Here is a 20,573-nt window from a genome sequence, read left to right on the forward strand (position 1 = left end):
GGCGGGCCCTCCCGTAACCTCGTCGATCTCCAGGAAACCTCGACGGCAACCTCGTCAACTCGCGGGCCGCGCAACCCACTTGGGCCACAGCAGTCACCGGTTGGCCCTCGCCGGCCCGGCGGGCGTGATCGTGCCCACCGCCTTGAGGGTGCGCTGCACGGGTGCGGTTTCCAGGGTGCGGATCGCCTTGACCGCGCCCAGGCCGTGGGTGAGGTACTGGTACAGGGCCGCCGTGTCCCGGCACAGCGCGTGCGCCACCAGATTGGTGGGGCCGGTGGTGTGGGCCACGAAGGCCAGCTCGTCGTGGTGGGCCAGAGTGGTGGCGACCTCGTCGAGATGGGCCGGGGCCACCGCCATCCACAGGAGCGTCTTGGCGCTGCCGCCCAGCAGGCCGGGGTCGAGCTCGATGTCGAAGAAGATCGCGCCGCAGGCGCGCAGATGGTCGAGGCGGCGCGAGACCGTCGCCGACGACCAGCCGGTGCCGGCGGCGAGCTCCCCGACGGCGGCCCGCCCGTCCCGCCGCAGTGCGTCCATCAGGGCGTGGTCGGCGGGCGTGAGCTGCACCTGGTGGCTGCGCAGCGGCTCGCCGTACCCGGTGAACCGTGGTGCGCCCAGCATCCGTTGCTGACGTACGGTCAGCGCGTTGGCGCTCATCCGCCACGGCGTGCGCCAGCCGAGATAGGTGTGCAGCAGATGGTGGGCGGAGACGGCGGTGAGGCCGACGCTGGGCGGCAGTTCGTGCAACAGCAGGGAGTGGCCGTGCGCCATGCCCAGCGGGGTCTCGAGAACGGCGACGATCTCGGTGCCCCCGCCGGTCAGATACACCCAGGAGGTGTCCGGGCGGCGCACCAGCGCGTGCGCGAGGTCGAGGGCGGTCTCCGGGCCCGCGGTCAGTCGCAGCAGCCACTGCTCCTGTCCCGTCAGCTGCGGGTCGGGCAACCCCACCACGCGCAGCGCCGCCTCGTCGCGCAGCCGCTCGTAGCGGCGGGAGACCGTCTGCGGGGAGACCGCCAGCACGGCGGCCAGCTGGGTGAAGGAGGCACGGCCGTCGATGTGCAGCGCGTGGATCAGGGCGCGGTCGAGTCCGTCGAGCATGCGCACACCATCCTTCGGGCACCCCGCGCGGCGGGGGCGGACACGGCCGTCGGCGGGGAGAACCCTCCCATGAGGTTCCCCCCGCCGACGGGGCGGTGCGTGCGCACCGCCTCGGGCAGGGGCCGGTCGGGCCGGGTCAGTCGCGGATCACCGACTTGCAGCGCATCAGGAACTCGGCGAGATAGCCGTCGTGGGGCAGTCCGGACTCCATCCGGTGGGTGGGCTGGTCGCCGACGTACACATTGCCGATCGAGGGCTCCTGGACCAGGGCGGACACCAGGTCCTCGTCGTCGGTGAGCGCGGTCAGCACCAGGCTGTCGCGCAGCGGCCCGAGCCCCGCCTCGCGCGTCCAGGGCGCCACCCACACACAGGGGAACGGCAGTTCGGCCGCCGCCTGCGGAGCCTCGGGATGCGCCAGCTGGTGCACGGCGGCGCGCAGCACGGCACTGCCGTCGCCGATTTCACCGAGGACCTGCTCGCCGCCCAGCCAGGCCTTGGTGCCGGAGGCCCGGTGCTGCAGATGCGCCTGGAGCGCCTTCGCGACGGCCAGCGGCTGCACCGGGAACACCGCCGCCGGGTCCTCGGGAGGCAGACTCGGTACGGCCGCCAGCCGCTCCGCGAGCGCCGCGCACAGCGGTCCGGGATCTCCCTCCACGAACACGGCCGTGGTGTTGACGCAGCCCGTGCCGCCGTGCCCGCTCACCGAGTCGACGATCACGTCCAGATGGTCGCGCCAGTCCACCTCCCGGGTGATCAGGATCTTCGACCGGCCGGGTCCCTGCGGCAGCACCGAGGGGTTTGAGGCGTACCCCCGCACCACGTCCGCGCCGCCGTACACCAGCCCCAGATCGGCGCCCCGGAGCAGGGCGTCCGCGGTGGTGTGGTCGGTCGGCAGCAGCGCCACCCGGTCGTCGCCGAAGCCCGCCGCCCGCAGTGCGGTGACCAGCCGGTGCGGGGTGAACGGCTCGCGCCGGGAGGGCCGCACGGCGACCCGGTAGCCCAGCGCGAGCGCCTCGGGCCACAGACTGTGCGGCCCGGGATGGTTGCCCGCCGCGTGCACCGCGAGCACACTCCCGCGGCGCACCCACACCGCCCGCCCCGCCCGCGTCAGCGGATCGTCCCACCGGTGCACCGCCCCGGCCGGCCGGGCCTGCTCCACCGCGTGGTGCACCTTGCGCAGCCGCGCCTCGATGGCCGCGGCGGTGGCCCGGACGACCGAGATCGGTGTCCCGCCCACCCGGCTGACCCGCAGGGCGTACTCCTCGGGTGTCAGACCGTTCAGCTCGGCGGTCGCGAAGAGCCCGGCCGCCCGGCCGATCATGCCGATCCGCTCGTCGGGTCCGGGCTCGGCGGCCCGGCGCAGCGCCTTCATCGTGCGGTCCACGAACAGCCGTGGCACGAGGCTGAGTTCGGCGCTCTCCCGGCCCGCCACGTCGGTCACGCTCAGCCGGTTGCGGGCCCGGTAGGGCCCCCGGGCGCCCAGCGCGTCCAGCGCGACCACGCGTGAGGAAGACCCGGGCATCAGTACACGCCCTCGATCACGGTCTCGTCCTCGAACGTGGCCACGGGCGCGATGTCCGCCACCGCGTCCCCGCACTGCCCCTCCAGGGGCTCGACCCGGGTCGCCACGTCCCGCTCCAGGTTGTTGGGCAGGAAGAACGACTTGCTGACGTGATGCACCAGCACCCGCCCGCGCTCGCCGTGTCCCACCGGGAGCAGGGTCGCCGGGTCGACGACACGGAAGGTCACATACGGGCTGTACGGGTCGAAGACGCAACCCGCGTCCTCGGGCAGGCCGGGGCGCTCGCCGGCGAAGCCGAGGATCATCGTGGAGCCGTAGTTGCCGCACAGCACCGTGTCCGGGAAGACCTCGGTCCGGTACAGGTGCCGGGAGTCGGGGTCCAGCTGAGTGCCACCCCAACGGATCGCCCGCACCTTCGAGTTGACCAGCTCGGCCAGGTCGTCGCGGCGGGCGATGCGCTCAAGGAGCGGGGGAGTGACGGTCAGCACACCGATGTCCTGGGTGCGCAGCACGAACTCCGCCTGGTCGACGAGGTGTTCGGCGTAGGCGTCGGCGTCCGCCCCGCGGCCGGCGGCTATCAGCTTCCTCACCCAGCGCGGGTCCAGGTCGAGGGTGAAGCCGTGCCGGCCGTGGGTGGCCGCGGAACGGCGGAAGTACTCGCCGACGATGTGCGGTCCGGTCGGCACCAGGCCCAGCCAGTCCACGCCGCGCGGGAAACCGTGCGCGTCCAGGTTGAGATTGCTCCAGTGCAGCATCCGCTCCAGCCAGTCCCGCAGCAGGACGACCCGCTTCGGCGCCCCGGTCGTCCCGCCGCTCTCGAACACCCCTACCACGTCCGGGTGTTGGCCGTACCCGCGCGGTATCAGGTCCTGTGCGGGGACCTCCCGCAGCTCGGCCGCCACATTGGGAAACAGCGTCAGGTCGTCGTGGCTCCTGACGTCGGTCAGCGGATCGAAGGGCAGGCTCTTGGCCCGCTCCAGCCAGAACGGCGATCCCGTCCCGGGGTCGAAGTGCCACTGCATGGCGGCACGGATCAGCTCGTCCGGCTCCGGCCGGACGCCCGGGGGCAGGTCGAGGATGTCGGTGGCGGACTGTGGCACGGGGAACTCCTGACGGGGTCGGTGGTACGGCGGTTGCGCGGGCTACAGCTCGACGACGACGGCGCCGATGTGCCGTCCCTCGATCACCTCCAGCAGGGTCCGCGGCGCGTTCTCGATGCCCTTGACCCGCACATGCGGGAAGGAGATCTCCCCGGCCCTGAGCCAGGCCCCGAAGCGCTCGGTCCACTCGTCCTTGCCGGCGAAGTCGTCGGAGCTGAAGCCGCGCATCTCGATCCGCTTGTGGATCAGCGGCAGCGAGTCGAGCTCCACGGGGGCCGTGGTCCCGGTGCTCTCCGCGGCCAGTTGGCCGGACAGCGCGCCGATCAGTACGAACCGGGCGCCGGGCCGTGCCACCGCCACGGCGGCCGCGAGCTGCTCGCCGCCGACGTTGTCGAAGAAGACGTCGATGCCCTCGGGCGCCGCCTTCGCCAGCTGCTCCACCAGCGGCCCCTCGCCGCGGACCACCACGTCGTCGTAACCGATCTCGGCACGCAGCCGCTCGGCCTTCTCCCGTGAACCGGCGCTGGCGATGACCCGCCCGGCTCCCAGCCGGCGTGCGATCAGGCCGGCCATCGAGCCGATGCCGCTGCCGCCGGCGGAGACGAACACCGTGTCGCCCGCGCGCAGTTCGACCCCGTGGGTGAGCGCCGCGTACGCCGTCCAGCCCTGCTGCAGATGGGCCGCCGGGTCGGGCAGCACCGTCGGATCCAGCCGGGTGCACTCGGCGGCGGGTACGACGGCGTACTCGCGCCAGCCCAGCCAGTGCGAGACCAGGTCACCCGGGTCCAGGCCGCTGCCCTCGGGGGACTTCTCGACCACGCCGATCGCCGCCCCCACCAGGGTGTCCCCGTCGTGGAGCACCGGGAACGGCGTGTCCTGGGTGGCGCCCGCGATCAGGATGCGCAGGGTGGCGAAGACATGGAAGAACAGGTTGCGCACCAGCACTTCGCCCTCGGCGGGCGCTGCGACGGGTGTCTCGACGACGCCGAAGTGCTCGGGCCCGGGCAGACCGGCGGGCTTGGCGAGCAGGCGGACTTCTCTCTGGGTGACGGGCAGGACAGTCATCCACGCTCCTGAACAAGGTGAACGAAGGAAGTAGGCCTCCGGCACACGGGGGGTGGCCGGGAGAGCCCAGCGTGGAGTGATCACGCCCGCCCGCTCCAGTCGCGGCGGCGGACTGGAACATTTCTTCCATCGAGGACGGCCCTGTGAAGGAACCTCACACCTCCCAGGGGGACCCGTCTTCCCCCGGGCGGCGCGGGCGACGGCGGACGAGCCCGGTCCCGCAGTGTGGGAAATCGACACGGCCGAGGGCGCGGATGGAAGGAATCCACCATCTTCCCGCTCTGGCTGGAGCCTCCTGTCCACCCCGCCCCACGCTGAGTCGTGGTCGGCCCGAGGCCCCGAAGACCGGGGCCGGGCCGGCGTGTCGACAACGGTGGAGAGGAACCCCCGATGACTGCTGAGCGTGTGCTGACGCCGACTCCCACGGCGTACCGATGGCGGTGGCTGGCGCTCACCGCACTGCTGCTCGGTGAGGCGATGAACCTGCTGGACGCGACCATCGTGCAGGTCGCCGCGCCGGCGATCCATGCGGACCTGGGCGGGTCGGTGTCCGACATCCAGTGGTTCACCACCGCCTACACCCTGCCGTTCGCCGTGCTGCTGATCACCGGCGGGCGGCTGGGCGACATCGCCGGCCGCAAGCGGCTGTTCGTGATCGGTGTCACCGGATTCATGATCGCGTCCGCCGCCTGCGCCGTGGCGCCCTCCGTCGGTCTGCTCATCGCCTTCCGGGTGGTGCAGGGGGCCGCGGCGGCCGTGATCATTCCCCAGACCATCGGTCTGATCAAGACGATGTTCGCCGGGCCCGAGATGTCCAAGGCCCTCGGCAGCATCGGCCCGGTGATGGGCCTGGCAGCCGTCTGCGGGCCGGTGCTCGGCGGGGTGCTCACCCATGCGAACCTGTTCGGCTCCTCATGGCGCGCGGCCTTCCTGGTGAATGTTCCCGTGTCACTGGTCGTGCTGGGGATCTCGCCCAGGCTGATGGAGAACCGCGCGCCCAAGCGGCCCACCCTCGACCTGACCGGCACCCTGCTGGCCATGGCCGGCATCGGGCTCGTGGTCTACCCGCTGATCGGCGCCGATCTGTCGGCCATGTCCGGGTGGAGCTGGGCGGCCATCGCGGCCGGGCTGTGCCTGATGCTGGTGTTCGCGGTGCACCAGCGGTCGGTGGCGGCCGCCGGGCGCAGCCCGCTGGTGGAGCCGAGCCTGTTCGCCCACCGTGGTTTCCCCGCCGCCCTGGTGACCTCGACCGCCTTCTTCGCCGTCACCAACGGCCTGATGATGGTCATCGTGCTCCAGCTGCAACTGGGCCTGGGCACCGATGTGTTGAAGGCGGGCCTGACCCTCGCGCCGTGGTCGGTGGGCCTGGCGGTCGCCTCCTGGGTGGCCGGTGCGCACCTGGTCAAGCGTTACGGGCACCGCATGATGTCCCTGGGGCTCGCCGTGCTGCTGGTCGGCGCGCTCGCCGCCGTCGCCGTGTACCACGCGGCGGACCCGGACAAGTACCCCACGCCGCTGCTCCTCGCGCTCGGTGTCGTCGGGCTCGGCGTGGGTCTGTTCAGCCCGGCCTTCTTCACCATCGCCCTCAAGCCGCTGCAGCCCCAGGAGATCGGCTCGGCCGCCGGTCTGCTCAATGCCGTCCAGCAGCTGGGCGCCACGCTCGGGGTGGCGGTCCTCGGCAGCGTCTACCTGGGCAGCGCCCACTCCGGCGACCCGTCCTCGGCGCTGCACGCCGTCCAGCTGGCCTTCTGGGTCGCCGTCGCCCTGGTGGTGGTGAGCTTCGCGACGAGCCGCATGATGATCGACAGGGACGCGTCGACGGAGGCCGGGGCGGGACATTAGCCGAGCCCTTCCACACGGGGAGCGGACCAGCGGATCAGCGCAGGGACGAGCGGCGGCCTTCGGGCCGCCGCTTCTTCCGTACGGGCGGGGTTTCAGACCCGGGTACGGGGCGCCGCCGCGGAGCGCCTGGTCCGGGCCAGGTCCGTGATGATCGGGCTCGCCGCCTTGAGGTTCTGCAGGACCGGGCTGGTCTCCAGGGTGTGGATCGCATCCAGTGAGCCGAGCCGCCGGGCCAGGTAGTGGTGCAGGTCGGCAGGGTCCCGGCACAGGGCCTGGGCCACCAGGTTGGTGGGGCCCGTGGTCGCGGCCACGAAAGCCAGCTCGTCGTGGCCGGCGAGCGTCGTCGCCACGTGCTCGAGGTGCGCGGGGCTCACCGACATCCACAGCAGCGCCCGGGTGTTGGCGCCGAAGTGCCCGGTGTCGACCTCGACGTCGAAGAAGATCGCGCCGCCCGCCTGCAGATCCGCGAGGCGGCGCGCCACGGTGACCGGGGACCAGCCGGTGGCCTGCGCCAGCTCGGCGTGTGTGGCCCGCCCGTCCCGCTGCAGGGCGACCAGCAAGTCCGTGTCGGACTCGGTGAGTTGGCGCGGCACGGGGGCGTAGGAGGTGTCCGCCGCCTCGTGCTCGCGCAGCACCCTCTGCTGCTTGTCGTCGAGGCTGTCGGCGCTGCGCCGCCAGTTCGTCGACCCGCCCAGGTAGGTGTGCAGGATGCAGTGCGCGGACACCGCGGTGATGTGGTTGGTGCGCGGAATGTCGCGCAGGAGCAGGGAGTTGCCCGCGCCCGCCTCGGTCGGCGTGTGGATGATCGCGACGATCTCGGTGCCGCCGGAGGTGAGCTTCACCCACGAGGTGTCCTGCCGCCGCACCAGGGCGTGCGCCAGGTCCTGCGCGCTGCTCGCCGCCGCGGTGAGCCGCACGAGCCACTGCGTCTGACCTGCCTGATGAGGATCCGGCAGCCCCACCACCCGCAGAGACGCCTCGGTGCGCAGCCGGCGGTAGCGACGGGCCACGGTCTGCGGCGAGACGTCGAGCGCTGCGGCGATCTGGCTGAACGGCGCACGGCCGTCTATGTGCAGCGCGTGGATCAGGGCACGGTCCAGGTCGTCGAGCATGCACACATCCTTCAGTGGGGGCCTGCTCCGTGGAATAAAGTTGAAGATAACGCAGTGCACGCTACCATCGCTGCCGCAAGGCCCCGCAGAATTCCATCAGATCGCCGCTCGGGCCATGTTCCCCCGGGCATTCGAGCCCCATCTGCCGGGAAATAGTCAGCAATTGCGCCGGAAGTTTCACGCTTAACTATCCACTGTGCAGGCCTGGGCTTTTCCATTGAGTTGAACTCATCTTGGGGAGGATTTTATGGTGGAGCTGAAGACGCCTTCGGCCGGAGTCGGGCAGACCGCACTCTTCATCGCATGGATGCGTCAACTGGAAAGCGAGAGTCCGGATCCGCTGTTCCGGGACCCGCTCGCCGGTGCGATGCTCTCGGCCCTGGCCGAGGACCCGGTGCTGGCCGACGTCGCCGAGGTGATCAAGCAGACGCACACCAGCGCCGCGGGCTTCCCGACGTACTTCGCGGTCCGCACCCGGTTCTTCGACGACGAGATCCTCGCCGGGCTGGGCACCGGGATCCGGCAGGTCGTCACGCTGGCCGCCGGGGTGGACGGCCGGACGGTACGGCTTGATCTGCCGGCCGGCACCCGCTGGTTCGAGGTGGAGCTGCCGGAGATGACGGAGTTCAAGGACGCCCTGATCGCGCGCTGCGGGCTGCCCCTGGCCTGCGAGCGCCGCGGGGTCGCCGCCGATCTGCGCGGGGACTGGCAACAGGCCCTGCGAGCTGCCGGTTTCGATCCGGCGCAGCCCACGGTCTGGCTCGTCGAGGGCCTGCTGATGTACCTGACCGACGCGGCGAACGAGTCGCTGCTGGCCGGCCTGACCGAGCTTTCCGCCCCTGGCAGCCGGCTGATGCTGGAGCACCTCCAGGCGGCCATGCTGCAGGAGGAGGGCAGGCCCGTGCGCGAGCGGGTCGAGGAACAGGGCGCCCAGTGGCTCTCCGCCCGCGACGACCTGCCCGAGTGGCTCGGTGGCCACGGCTGGCGGGCCCAGGTCTACGCGGGCGACGACCCGCGCATCGGCCACGGGCGCACGGTTGCCCCGCTTCCGGCCTGCTGGCTCACGACCGCGGCGCTCACCGATCCGCGGTAGTGGGGACCACGGGGGGAGAAGTCCCGCGCCCGGTAATTCGGAATTCCCCATTCCGTTGCCCGTCGCCGTTTTCGGTCACCGTCGCGGTATTCGGCCCGGACCGGTTGAGCATCCGGTTTTGCCGGAGGAGCGATCGGGCCGACCGGACGGCGTATTTGAGCCAGGTCGCATGAGCCCTGCCGTATCAACTCGCCGAAAGTCGCCGTTCCGCGCTTCGGAACGCGGGATTACCCGGAAATTCTCCTGCCCTGCTTTTGCGGTTGCATCCGGGAATCCCGCTCGGCCATCCGCCTCACGGACAGCAGAGGAATCGCATGTCTGACGACACCGCACGCCCCCACGATCCCAAGGAGCCGCGTGCCCGCGGCGGCGGCCACTGCGTGGTGCTCGGGGCCAGCATCGCCGGCCTCTTCGCCGCCCGGGTGCTGTCCGACACCTTCGACCGGGTCACCGTCGTCGACCGGGACACGCTCCCCGAGACCGACGAGAACCGGCGCGGGGTGCCGCAGGGCCGGCACGCCCACGCGATCCTGCCCGCCGGCACCCGGGGACTGCAGCAGATGTTTCCCGGTCTGCTGGAGGAGTTCGAGGCCGACGGGGTGCCCGTGGTCCGCGAACCCGTCGAGATGCACTTCGCGCCGGGCGGCCATCTCCTGTGCCAGGAGGGCCGGTACGCCGACCCCACCCCCACCTACCAGCCGACCCGGCCCCAACTGGAGGGCCGAGTCCGGGCCCGGGTACGGGAACTGCCGGGCGTGGAGATCGTCGACCGGTGCGAGGCGTCCGGCCTGACCGGCACCGCGGACCGGACCCGGGTGACCGGCGTACGCCTGGTGCAGCGGGACTCCGGGGCCGAGCGGGAACTGGCCGCCGACCTCGTCGTCGACGCCACCGGCCGCGGCGGACGCACCACCCGCTGGCTCTGCGACCTCGGCTACGAGCCCCCGGCGGAGGAGAAGATCGCCGTCGACATCAAATACGTCAGCCGAAGCCTGCGGCTGGCCCCCGGCGCCCTCGGCCGCCGCAAGGTCGTCATCGTCGGCGCCGAACCCGGCCGGCCCACCGGCGCCACCTTCCTCCAGCACGAGGCCGACCGCTGGATGCTCACCCTGATCGGCTACGGCGGCCACCACCCGCCGACCGACCCGGCCGAGTTCCTGGAGTACGCCAAGCCCATCGTGCCCTCCGACGTCTTCGAGGCCCTGTGCGCGGCCGAGCCGATCGACGACCCGGTGGCCCACCGCTATCCGGCCAGCGTGCGCCGCCGCTACGAGCGGCTGCAGCGGTTCCCCGAGGGGCTCCTCGTCTTCGGCGACGCGATCTGCAGCTTCAACCCCGTCTACGGCCAGGGCATGTCCGTCGCCGCGCTCCAGGCCACCGCACTGCGCGAGTGTCTCGACAACGGCCGCGACCGGCTGCCGTACCGCTTCTTCCGGGCGGCCGCCCGGAAGATCGAGGTGGCCTGGCAGATGGCCGTCGGCAGTGACCTGACGCTCCCCGAGGTGGCGGGACCCCGACCGCTGCCGGTGCGGCTGAGCAACGCCTTCTTCGGCCGGGTGATGACCGCCGCGGAGCGGGACCCCGTGGTGGCCCAGGAGTTCGTCAAGGTGGGCTCGTTGCTCTCGTCGCCCCTCATCCTGCTGCATCCCGCCACGATCGGCCGGGTCCTGCTCGGCAACCTGCTCCACTCCTCCCGGCCGAATTAACAATTCCGCTTCGCAGAACGCGGAACGTAAAACGCGCCGCGTCGCTGGAACCTGCCCATTTTCAGAAATCCGGGTTCCAGCCGAAGTTGAAATGATGGCCTTGACTCCAAGGTTTTGTGCGGCTTAGCGTCACAAACGCCGAGAAATTCGAGAGGAATGATTCGGAATGACGATTCCCGACCGTGCCGAGCTTGTCGCGCGGGCCGACGGCCTGCGGGAGCTGCTGTGGGAGGCCGCCGAAGAATGCGAGCGTGAAAGGCGCCTCTCCGACCGGGTGGTCGCCGCCCTGACCGAGGCCGGGCTGCTGCGCCTGCAGACACCGCGCCGGCTCGGCGGCCACGAGACCGACATGCGCACCCTGCTCGACGTCGCCACCGCGCTCGGCCGGGGCTGCCCGTCGGCCGCCTGGATCGCGGGCGTGCTCAACGCCGGCAACTTCATGGCCGGCCTCTTCCCGGCCGCGGCCGGCGACGAGGTGTGGGGCGAGAACCCGGACGCCCGGGCCGCGCTCGTGCTGGGCATGCCCTCGCCTGCCGTCGAACTCGTCGAAGGCGGGGCGATCGTCAGCGGAGAGTGGGCCTATGTCTCCGGCTGCCTGCACGCCCAGTGGGTGAGCGCCCTGATCGCCGTGCCCACCGAGGCGGGCCGGCCCGACGTGCGGTTCGCGCTGATGCCGGTCGACGAGGTCGCCATCAAGGACACCTGGTACTTCGCCGGCATGCGCGGCACCGGCTCCAACACCGTCGTCGCCGACCGGATCTTCGTACCCGACCACCGCCTGGTGCCCTACCTGCCGATCCTCAACGGCGAGACCGACGGCGTGGTCGACCCGTCGCTGCCCTACCGCAACAGCCTGACCGGCCTCTTCGCGATCGGGCTGATCGGCGCACTGATCGGCGGCGCCGAGGCCGCCCTCGACTTCGTCCGCGCCAAGGGCCCCACCCGGCCCGTGGCCGGTTCCACCTACCGCGACCAGACCCAGTCCCCGACCTTCCAGCTGGACCTCGCGGAGGCCACCTCGAAGATCGACACGGCGAAGCTGGTGGCCGCCCGCATCGCGGACACCGTCGACGAGCTCGCCCGCGCCGGGGTCAACGCCGACCTCACCGTCCGCGCCCGCAACCGGCTGGAGTCCGCGCAGGTCGGACGCCTGTGCCGGGAGGCCGTGGACACCCTGCTGACCGCCCACGGCTCCTCCGCCTTCAACGAGTCCAACCCGCTGCAGCGGCTGTGGCGCGACATCAACGTCGGCAGCCGGCACGCCGGCTTCGGCATGGGCATTCCCGAGCAGGTCTACGGCCGTGCCCTGGTCGGCGGCGACCCGCGCGACATCAGCTTCATCGTCTGAGCGCCCCATCCACCCCCCACCGAGAAGGACACCCATGTCAGAGCCCCGAATACCCACCGACCGGACCGAGCTGCGCACCCACAACCGGGAGATCGTCGAGCGGTACATGAACACCCGTGGCGAGGACCGGCTCCGCCGCCACCTGCTGTTCACCGAGGACGGCACCGGCGGCCTGTGGACCACGGAGAGCGGCGAACCGATCGTCATCCGCGGCCGCGACCGGCTGGGCGAGCACGCCGTCTGGTCGCTCAAGTGCTTCCCCGACTGGGCCTGGACCAACGTCGAGATCTTCGACACCCAGGACCCGAACCGTTTCTGGGTCGAGTGCGACGGCGAGGGCAGGATCCTCTTTCCCGGATATCCCGACGGGTATTACCGGAATCATTTCCTGCATTCCTTCCTCTTCGAGGACGGGAAAATCAAGCAGCAGCGCGAGTTCATGAACCCGTGCCAGCAGTTCAAGGCCCTGGGAATCGGCGTCCCGCGCATCGAGCGCGCCGGCATCCCCACCTGACCAGAACGTTGACCCTCTCCGTTCACGGGGGAATTTTCGTGGGACAAGCACTTACTGAAATCCAGCGGGCCAAGGCCCTGCAGCAGCCCGAATGGCCCGATCCCGCGCAGGTTCAGCGGGTACGGGAGATCCTCGGTTCGCGTCCGCCGCTGGTCCGCGTCGACGACGTACGCACCCTGCGCTCACTGCTGGCCTCCGTGGCCGCGGGCGAGGCGCTCGTGGTGCAGGCCGGCGACTGCGCGGAGGACCCGGAGGAGTGCACGGCCGAGCATGTGCGGCGCAAGACCGCCGTACTCGATCTGCTGGCCAGCACCCTGAAGATGCTCACCGGCAAACCCGTCGTCAGAGTCGGGCGGATGGCCGGCCAGTTCGCCAAGCCCCGCTCGAACAACTACGAGCAGATCGGCGAGGTGGCGCTGCCCGTCTACCGCGGGCACATGGTCAACAGCCCCGAGCCCGACCCGGAGAGCCGGCGCCCCGACCCGCTGCGCATCCTCACCGGCTACATGGCGGCCGGCGACATCGTGGAACACCTCGGCTGGCGCGCCCCCGCGCTGCGCTCCTGGCCCGGCACCGAGCCTCTGGTGTGGACGAGCCACGAGGCCCTCCTGCTGGACTACGAGGTGCCGATGATCCGCGAACTCGGCGACTCCACCCGCTGGCTGGGCTCCGCCCACTGGCCGTGGATCGGCGAGCGCACCCGCCAGCTGGACGGCGCCCATGTGGATCTGCTGTCCGACGTGGTGAACCCGGTCGCCTGCAAGGTCGGCCCCACCATGACACCCGAAGAGATCACCTCGCTGTGCGAGCGGCTCGACCCGCTGCGCGAGCCCGGCCGCCTCACCCTGATCTCCCGGATGGGCGCCGACGCCGTCGCCGAACGCCTGCCGGTGCTGGTGGCGGCGGTGCGCTCGGCGGGCCACCCGGTGATCTGGCTGTGCGACCCGATGCACGGCAACACGATCACCGCACCCGGCGGCCACAAGACCCGGCTGCTGACCACCATGGCCCACGAGGTGCAGGCCTTCGGCCATGCGGTCGCGGCGGCCGGCGGCGTCGCCGGCGGACTCCACCTGGAGACCACCCCGGACGACGTCACCGAGTGCGCGGCGGACGCCTCCTCGCTCGGCCGGATCGGCGAGCGCCACACCACCTTCTGCGATCCGCGCCTCAACTCCCGGCAGGCCGTCGCCCTGGTCACCGCCTGGGCGAGCGCCCTGTGACGCCCGTTCCGGCCGACGCGGCCACCCCGCTGGAAAGGAGCTGACCTCATGGCCGGCCTACCCCCCATAGCGTCGTACCCTCTGCCCACCCGCGCGAGCCTGCCCGAGAACGTCGCGCACTGGACCCCCGACCCGGACCGCGCCGTCCTGCTCGTGCACGACATGCAGCGCTACTTCCTCAGGGCCCTGCCCGACCCGCTGCGCTCCGAACTCGTCGACAACGCCGCCGCGCTGCGGGGACGGGCCGCCGCCCTCGGGGTGCCCGTGGCCTACACCGCGCAGCCCGGCCGGATGACGGACGAGGACCGCGGTCTGCTGAAGGACTTCTGGGGCCCGGGCATGCGCACCGACCCCGCCGACCGGGAGGTCACCGGGAAACTGGCGCCCGTCGAGGGCGACTGGGTGTTCACCAAGTGGCGCTACAGCGCCTTCTTCCGTTCCGACCTGCTGGAGCGGATGCGGGCGGCGGGCCGCGACCAGCTCGTCCTGTGCGGGGTGTACGCCCATGTCGGCGTCCTCGCCACCGCGCTGGAGGCGTACACCAACGACATCCAGGCCTTCCTCGCCGCCGACGCGCTCGGCGACTTCTCCGCGGACCACCACCGCCTCGCCCTCCAGTACGCGGCTCAGCGCTGCGCGGTGGTCCTCCCGTCCGCGGAGGTGTTCGCATGAGCGCCGCCCACGGCGACCTCCTGGAGCGCGTGCTGAACCTCGAGGTCCCCGCCTTCGCCCTGCTGCACCGCCCGGAGACCGGCGTCCCGGACACCGTCGACGTCCTGGTCGGCGAGGTGACACTGCCCGAAACGCTCGCCGGCATCCCGCTCGCCGGGCAGTCGTCGGGCGCCGGGCACGACGTCCTGGTCGTGGTGCCCTACCGGCAGCTCACCGAGAGGGGCTTCACCGCCCCCGACGACGGCGCGCCCCTCGTCGCGCTCTCCGTGACCGGCCAGGACCGGGTGTCGCTGCCCGACCTCCTGCTGCGCCTCCCGGACGCGGCCACCTCGGTGACCGCGCACGGCTTCGACATCGACGACGAGCAGTACGCCGAGACCGTGCGCCGGGTCGTCGCCGACGAGATCGGCACCGGCGAGGGCGCCAACTTCGTCGTCAAGCGGTCCTTCCTCGCCGACATCGGCGGCTACTCGCTCCGCGACGCACTGGTGTTCTTCCGCCGGCTGCTGGAGCGGGAGCAGGGCGCCTACTGGACGTTCGTCATCCACACCGGCGAGCGCACCTTCGTCGGCGCGACGCCCGAGCGGCACATCTCGGTCGCCGGCGGCACCGCCGTGATGAACCCGATCAGCGGCACCTACCGCTACCCCGCGGCCGGGCCCACCCTCGAAGGCGTCACCGAGTTCCTCGCCGACCCCAAGGAGACCGACGAGCTGTACATGGTCGTCGACGAGGAACTGAAGATGATGGCCCGCATCTGCGAGGGCGGCGGCCGGGTGCTCGGCCCCTGTCTCAAGGAGATGGCCCGCCTCGCCCACACCGAGTACTTCATCGAGGGCCACACCCGCAGGGACGTCCGCGAGATCCTGCGCGAGACCCTGTTCGCGCCCACCGTCACGGGCAGCCCGCTGGAGAGCGCGGCCCGGGTCATCGCCAAGTACGAGCCCGCGGGCCGCGGTTACTACAGCGGGGTGGCGGCGCTGATCGGCCGCGACAGCAGCGGCGAGCGCTCCCTCGACTCGGCCATCCTCATCCGCACCGCCGACATCGACACCACGGGCCGGGTGCGGATCGGCGTGGGCGCCACCCTCGTACGGCACTCCGACCCGCACTCGGAGGTCGCCGAGACCCGCGCCAAGGCGGCCGGACTGCTCGGCGCCCTGGAGTCCGGCCGCAGCGCCCGCTACGGCAGCCATCCCGACGTCCGCGCGGCACTGGACCGCCGCAACGACGGCATCGCGGAGTTCTGGCTCAAGGGCGCCGGCGCGGCACGGCCCGCCGTGCCCGGGCTCGCGGGCCTGAGCGCCCTGGTCGTCGACGCGGAGGACACCTTCACCGCGATGATCGGCCACCAACTGCGTTCACTGGGCCTTGAGGTGACGGTACGTCGCTTCGACGAGCCGTACGCCTTCGAAGGTCACGACCTCGTGGTGATGGGCCCCGGCCCCGGTGACCCCCGTGCCGTGGACGACCCCAAGATCCGCCACCTGCGTGCGGCGATCGACCGACTCCTCGCCGAGCAGCGGCCGTTCGTCGCCGTCTGCCTCAGCCACCAGGTCCTCAGTCTGAGCCTCGGCCTCGACCTGGCCCGCCGTGATGTGCCGAACCAGGGCGTGCAACGGGAGATCGATCTGTTCGGCAGCCGGGAGCGCGTCGGCTTCTACAACACGTTCGCCGCCCGCAGCGCCGAGGACAAGCTGGACACCGCCGCACACGGGCTCGTGGAGGTCAGCCGGGACCCGGTGACCCGCGAGGTGCACGCCCTGCGCGGGCCCTCGTTCGCCTCGATGCAGTTCCACGCCGAGTCGGTGCTCACCGTCGACGGGCCGCGCATCGTGGGCCGCACCCTGCGGGAGGTGCTCCAGCGTGCGGGTTGACATCGCCTGGTGGGACCTCGACGGCACCGGGCAGACCATCGACTCCCTGCGCGCCGACCTGCGCGACTCGGCCGCCGCCTGGAGCGACGTACCGGGGCTGCGGCTGAAGATCTGGCTGGCGGACCGGGAGACCAACCGGTGGGGCGCGGTGATGCTGTGGGAGGCGGACCGCCCGGCCGAGCTGCCTCCCAACCGGGCAGCGGAGCTGATCGGCGGCCCCCCGACACACCGCGGCCGCTTCGAGGCCGAGGCCACCGTCGAGGGAGCCCACGGCCTGCCTCGACTCGACGGCCTGGGGCCCGTGTTCACGACCATGGCAGCTACTACGGGGGATCCGGAACCGTGCACGAATACATAGTCGTCGACGCCTTCGCCCGCACCCCGCTCGAAGGCAATCCCGTGGCGGTGTTCCTCGACGCCGCGGACCTCACCGGCGAGCTGATGCAGCGCATCGCGAAGGAGATGAACCTCTCGGAGGTCACCTTCGTCCTGCCGGCCGAGCAGGGCTCAGACGCCCGCATCCGCATCTTCACGCCGGTCAACGAACTGCCTTTCGCGGGCCATCCGTTGCTCGGCACGGCGGTGGCGCTGGGCCGCACGCTCAAGGAGGACCGGCTCAGGCTGGAGACCGCCATGGGCGTGATCCCCTTCGAACTCACCCATGACGAGGACGTCTCGACGGTGCGGATGCGGCAGCCCGTCCCCACCTGGGAGCCGTACGAACACCGCGAGGAACTCCTGGCGGCGCTCGGCGTGCAGGAGACGGTCGCGCCCGTGGAGATCTACCGCAACGGTCCCCGGCACGTCTTCGTGGGCCTGGAGAGCGTGGCGGCGCTGTCCGCCCTGCGGCCCGACCACCGCGCCCTCGGCGCCTTCGAGGACATGGCCGCGAACTGTTTCGCCGGGGCGGGCACCCACTGGCGCACCCGTATGTTCTCGCCCGCCTACGGCGTGGTCGAGGACGCGGCGACCGGCTCTGCGGCGGGTCCCCTCGCCATCCATCTCGCCAGGCACCGACTGGCCGGCTACGGGCAGCACCTGGAGATCCTCCAAGGCGTCGAGATGGGTCGCCCCTCCCTCATGCTCGCCACCGCCGAGGGCACCGGCGAGACGGTCCACTCGGTCGAGGTGGGCGGCCACGGTGTCATCGCCGCCCACGGCACCCTTCACGTCTAGCGCCCGGTGAGGAACCCGTGAACAGCAGCCGATTCGAAAGCCTCACCGGCGAAGTCGACCTGGACTTCCCCGAGTACGACGACCCGCCGGCCGAACCCATGGGCCTCGTCCAGGAGTGGATCGACGCGGCCACCGCCCATGGCGTGCGCGAACCCCGCGCGCTGGCCTTGGCCACCGCCGACAGCCAAGGACGCGCCTCCAACCGCATCGTCTCCATCAGCGGCATCAACGACCGGGGTCTGGTCTTCGCCAGCCACGCCACCAGCCAGAAGGGCCGCGAGATGGCCGCCACCGGCTGGGCCTCGGGGCTGCTCTACTGGCGCGAGACCGGGCAGCAGCTCATCCTCTCCGGTCCCGTCTCGCAGCTGAGCGAGGCCGCCTCCGACGCCCTGTGGTACGGCCGCCCGATCCCCATGCACGCCATGTCCGCGGCCTCCCGGCAGAGCGAACCCCTGCGCGACGCCGCCGCTCTCCGTGCCGAGGCCGACCGCCTGGCCGCCCCCGGCACCGCCCTGCCCCGCCCCGCCCGCTATGTGGGCTATCTGCTCGCCCCGGTCGCCGTGGAGTTCTGGTCCGCCGACTCCGACCGGCTGCACCGCAGGCTCCGCTACGACCGCCACGACCACGGCTGGTCCACCAGCCACCTCCAGCCGTGACCGGCCCCTCCGCGGCCGAACGCCGTCCGCTTCCCGTACTGCGCGCCACGTCCGGCGCCGGGGGCCGGTCGCTTCCCGTCCTGACCGTGACGTCCGCGGCCGAGCCCCGGCCGTTTCCCGTCCTGACCGCCGCCACACCGGAGAGTGATCACATGGCTGCCCCGATCGGCACCGCCCTGACCCGCGCCATGTCCCGGGTTCCCGGGCCGGTGACCGTCGTGACGACCGTCGACGGCACCGGACGGCGCTGGGGGTTCACCGCGACCTCCTTCACCTCCCTGTCCCTCGACCCGCCCCTCGTGCTGGTCTGCCTGAACCGCACCGCCAGCACACACCCGGCGTTCGCGAGTGCCGACCGTTTCCTGGTCAACCTGCTCGCGCACGGCCAGGACCACCTCGCCCGCCGCTTCGCCCGCTCGGGCATCGACCGGTTCGCCGAAGGGGACGCCGAGGGCGACGTCGTACCGTGCGAACTGGGCCTGCCCGGTGTCCCGGACGCGTGTGTCCGTGTCGCCTGCGCCCTGCACGCCCTGCACGACGGCGGCGACCACAGCATCCTCGTCGGCCGCGTCCTCGACACCCACGTGGACGACGACCGCACCCCCCTCGTCTACTACGACCGCACGTTCACCCACCCGGCCACCGCGCTCGACGTGCCGGACCCGCTGCTCTCCCTGCACCTTGCGGACTGGTGAGGCCGGCATGGACGTGACCGTGAAGCTCGCCGTCGTCTACTACTCCGCCACCGGCCATGTCGCGGACATCGCCCGCGAACTCGCCGAAACCGCCGAGAAGGCCGGTGCCGAGGTCCGGCTGCGCCGGGTCGCCGAGCTGGCTCCGCCGGAGGTCGTCGCCGCCCAGCCCGCCTGGGCGGCCCACGCGGCGGCAACCGCCGACATCCCCCTCGCGGCCGTCGAGGACGTGGTGTGGGCCGACGCCGTCCTGATGGGCTCGCCGACCCGGTTCGGCAATGTCGCCGCCCAGCTCAAGCAGTTCCTCGACACCCTCGGCCCGGCCTGGAAGAAGGGCGAGCTGGCCGACAAGGTCTACAGCGCCTTCACCTCCACCGGCAGCCCGCACGGCGGCAACGAGTCCACGCTGCTCGCCCTCATGCAGTCCTTCCACCACTTCGGGGGCATCGTCGTCGCCCCCGGCTTCACCCACCCGGACAAGTTCGCCGACGGCAACCCCTACGGCACCGCCCACCACGACGCGGGCGGCACCACCCCGGTCGGCGACCTCACCCGCAACGCGGCCCGCGTCCAGGCCGACCGCGTGGTCCGCCTCGCCAGGGCCCTCAAGCCCGCCGCCCCTTGACCGGGCCGGAGGGCTCCCATCCCCCGGGAGCCCCCCGGCCCCGCTTCACGCCCTTCATCAGCCAGCAGCCGCTGCGACCCCAGGGAGAGCCATGTCCCGCCGCCTGTTCACCTCGGAATCCGTGACCGAGGGACACCCCGACAAGATCGCCGACCGGATCAGCGACACCGTGCTCGACGCCCTGCTCAGGGACGACCCGCGCGCCCGGGTCGCCGTCGAGACCCTGATCACCACCGGGCAGGTGCACCTTGCGGGAGAGGTCACCACCACGGCCTACGCGGACATCCCCGCGCTGGTCCGGGAGGCGATCCTCGACATCGGCTACGACGCCTCCCACAAGGGCTTCGACGGACGCTCCTGCGGGGTGTCCGTGTCGATCGGCGCACAGTCCCCGGACATCGCGCAGGGCGTCGACACCGGTGGCGCGGGCGACCAGGGGCTGATGTTCGGGTACGCCTGCGACGAGACGCCCGAACTCATGCCGCTGCCCATCCAGCTGGCTCACCGCCTCGCCCACCGGCTCTCCCAGGTGCGCAAGGAGGGCCTCGTCCCCTCTCTGCGCCCCGACGGCAAGACCCAGGTCACCATCGAGTACCTGGGCAGCCGCGCGGCCCGTCTGGACACGGTCGTCGTCTCCGCGCAGCACGCCGCCGACGTCGACCTCGACGGCCTGCTCGCCCCCGCCATCCGTACCCATGTCGTCGAGCACGAACTGGCCCGGCTGGCCGACGACGGCATCAAGCTGGACACCGAGGGCCACCGCCTGCTGGTCAACCCGACCGGCCGCTTCGAGGTCGGCGGCCCGATGGGCGACGCCGGCCTCACCGGCCGCAAGATCATCATCGACACGTACGGCGGTATGGCCCGCCACGGCGGCGGCGCCTTCTCCGGCAAGGACCCCTCCAAGGTGGACCGTTCGGCGGCGTACGCGATGCGCTGGGTCGCCAAGAACGTCGTCGCCGCCCAGCTCGCCCGCCGCTGCGAGGTGCAGGTGGCGTACGCGATCGGCAAGGCGGAGCCCGTCGGCCTGTTCGTCGAGACCTTCGGCACCGCAGCCGTACCGCAGACCGCGATCGAACACGCCATCCGGGAGGTCTTCGACCTCCGCCCGGCCGCGATCATCCGCGACCTCGACCTGCTGCGCCCGATCTACGCCGAGACGGCGGCCTACGGCCACTTCGGCCGTGAACTGCCCGACTTCACCTGGGAGAAGACGGACCGCGTGGACGCGCTGCGGCTCGCGGCGGGGGCCTGA

At 71.8% G+C, this 20,573-nt stretch carries 19 protein-coding genes; 14 read left to right on the forward strand and 5 right to left on the reverse strand.

The features are described from left to right. Positions 1–93 precede the first annotated feature (93 nt). The 4 genes from ACWCRD_RS00255 to ACWCRD_RS00270 form a co-directional block, all read right to left on the reverse strand. Positions 94–1,095 carry an Lrp/AsnC family transcriptional regulator gene (locus tag ACWCRD_RS00255; protein WP_450963707.1) on the reverse strand — a complete coding sequence of 334 codons (1,002 nt, stop codon included), beginning with the start codon at positions 1,093–1,095 and terminating at the stop codon, positions 94–96. Between the two features lie 136 nt (positions 1,096–1,231). Then, entirely contained in the window at positions 1,232–2,617 is a 1,386-nt protein-coding gene (locus tag ACWCRD_RS00260; RefSeq protein WP_450963708.1) for an aldehyde dehydrogenase family protein, read from the reverse strand. Next, a complete protein-coding gene (locus ACWCRD_RS00265) occupies positions 2,617–3,717 on the reverse strand; it encodes a phenazine antibiotic biosynthesis protein (RefSeq protein ID WP_450963709.1) in 1,101 nt (366 codons plus the stop codon). Before ACWCRD_RS00265 ends, ACWCRD_RS00260 begins: the two co-directional genes overlap by 1 nt. Positions 3,718–3,759: 42 nt before the next feature. Next, positions 3,760–4,782, reverse strand: coding sequence for an MDR family NADP-dependent oxidoreductase (locus tag ACWCRD_RS00270; protein ID WP_450963710.1), 1,023 nt, complete (start codon positions 4,780–4,782; stop codon positions 3,760–3,762). Between the two features lie 390 nt (positions 4,783–5,172). On the opposite strand from ACWCRD_RS00270, the gene ACWCRD_RS00275 reads away from it, so the two are divergent. Beyond that, positions 5,173–6,624 carry an MFS transporter gene (locus ACWCRD_RS00275; RefSeq protein WP_450963711.1) on the forward strand — a complete coding sequence of 484 codons (1,452 nt, stop codon included), beginning with the start codon at positions 5,173–5,175 and terminating at the stop codon, positions 6,622–6,624. A 92-nt stretch (positions 6,625–6,716) separates the two neighbouring features. On the opposite strand, the gene ACWCRD_RS00280 is transcribed toward ACWCRD_RS00275, so the two are convergent. After that, complete coding sequence (locus ACWCRD_RS00280; RefSeq protein WP_450963712.1) at positions 6,717–7,736, reverse strand: Lrp/AsnC family transcriptional regulator; 1,020 nt, start codon at positions 7,734–7,736, stop codon at positions 6,717–6,719. A gap of 247 nt (positions 7,737–7,983) precedes the next feature. On the opposite strand from ACWCRD_RS00280, the gene ACWCRD_RS00285 reads away from it, so the two are divergent. The 13 genes from ACWCRD_RS00285 to metK all read left to right on the forward strand — a co-directional run bounded on the left by ACWCRD_RS00285 (position 7,984) and on the right by metK (position 20,573). Further along, on the forward strand, positions 7,984–8,829 hold the full coding sequence (locus ACWCRD_RS00285; protein ID WP_450963713.1) for an SAM-dependent methyltransferase: 846 nt from the start codon (positions 7,984–7,986) through the stop codon (positions 8,827–8,829). 314 nt (positions 8,830–9,143) lie between these two features. Further along, the gene (locus tag ACWCRD_RS00290; RefSeq protein WP_450963714.1) at positions 9,144–10,535 is read left to right on the forward strand and encodes an FAD-dependent oxidoreductase; all 1,392 of its coding nucleotides are present in this window, start codon (positions 9,144–9,146) and stop codon (positions 10,533–10,535) included. A 166-nt stretch (positions 10,536–10,701) separates the two neighbouring features. Next, positions 10,702–11,883 carry an acyl-CoA dehydrogenase family protein gene (locus ACWCRD_RS00295; protein ID WP_450963715.1) on the forward strand — a complete coding sequence of 394 codons (1,182 nt, stop codon included), beginning with the start codon at positions 10,702–10,704 and terminating at the stop codon, positions 11,881–11,883. A gap of 34 nt (positions 11,884–11,917) precedes the next feature. Continuing rightward, entirely contained in the window at positions 11,918–12,397 is a 480-nt protein-coding gene (locus ACWCRD_RS00300) for a PhzA/PhzB family protein (RefSeq protein ID WP_450963716.1), read from the forward strand. Positions 12,398–12,435: 38 nt separating this feature from the next. Continuing rightward, positions 12,436–13,620: a 3-deoxy-7-phosphoheptulonate synthase gene (locus ACWCRD_RS00305; protein ID WP_450963717.1), complete on the forward strand. Its 1,185-nt coding sequence runs from the start codon at positions 12,436–12,438 to the stop codon at positions 13,618–13,620. Positions 13,621–13,668: 48 nt separating this feature from the next. Continuing rightward, the gene (locus ACWCRD_RS00310) at positions 13,669–14,292 is read left to right on the forward strand and encodes an isochorismatase family protein (protein ID WP_450963718.1); all 624 of its coding nucleotides are present in this window, start codon (positions 13,669–13,671) and stop codon (positions 14,290–14,292) included. Next, positions 14,289–16,169, forward strand: coding sequence for an anthranilate synthase family protein (locus ACWCRD_RS00315; RefSeq protein ID WP_450963719.1), 1,881 nt, complete (start codon positions 14,289–14,291; stop codon positions 16,167–16,169). Before ACWCRD_RS00310 ends, ACWCRD_RS00315 begins: the two co-directional genes overlap by 4 nt. Further along, positions 16,159–16,527: a hypothetical protein gene (locus tag ACWCRD_RS00320; RefSeq protein ID WP_450963720.1), complete on the forward strand. Its 369-nt coding sequence runs from the start codon at positions 16,159–16,161 to the stop codon at positions 16,525–16,527. The genes ACWCRD_RS00315 and ACWCRD_RS00320 overlap by 11 nt, the downstream gene beginning before the upstream one ends. Further along, a complete protein-coding gene (locus ACWCRD_RS00325) occupies positions 16,512–17,345 on the forward strand; it encodes a PhzF family phenazine biosynthesis protein (protein ID WP_450963721.1) in 834 nt (277 codons plus the stop codon). The genes ACWCRD_RS00320 and ACWCRD_RS00325 overlap by 16 nt, the downstream gene beginning before the upstream one ends. A 17-nt stretch (positions 17,346–17,362) precedes the next feature. Further along, a complete protein-coding gene (gene phzG, locus ACWCRD_RS00330; RefSeq protein ID WP_450963722.1) occupies positions 17,363–18,001 on the forward strand; it encodes a phenazine biosynthesis FMN-dependent oxidase PhzG in 639 nt (212 codons plus the stop codon). A 152-nt stretch (positions 18,002–18,153) separates the two neighbouring features. Next, the gene (locus ACWCRD_RS00335; RefSeq protein WP_450963723.1) at positions 18,154–18,696 is read left to right on the forward strand and encodes a flavin reductase family protein; all 543 of its coding nucleotides are present in this window, start codon (positions 18,154–18,156) and stop codon (positions 18,694–18,696) included. 7 nt (positions 18,697–18,703) lie between these two features. Further along, a complete protein-coding gene (gene wrbA / locus ACWCRD_RS00340; RefSeq protein ID WP_450963724.1) occupies positions 18,704–19,318 on the forward strand; it encodes an NAD(P)H:quinone oxidoreductase in 615 nt (204 codons plus the stop codon). A 91-nt stretch (positions 19,319–19,409) separates the two neighbouring features. Next, the gene (gene metK / locus ACWCRD_RS00345; RefSeq protein ID WP_450963725.1) at positions 19,410–20,573 is read left to right on the forward strand and encodes a methionine adenosyltransferase; all 1,164 of its coding nucleotides are present in this window, start codon (positions 19,410–19,412) and stop codon (positions 20,571–20,573) included.

The organism is Streptomyces sp. NPDC002092 (genome assembly GCF_053593775.1).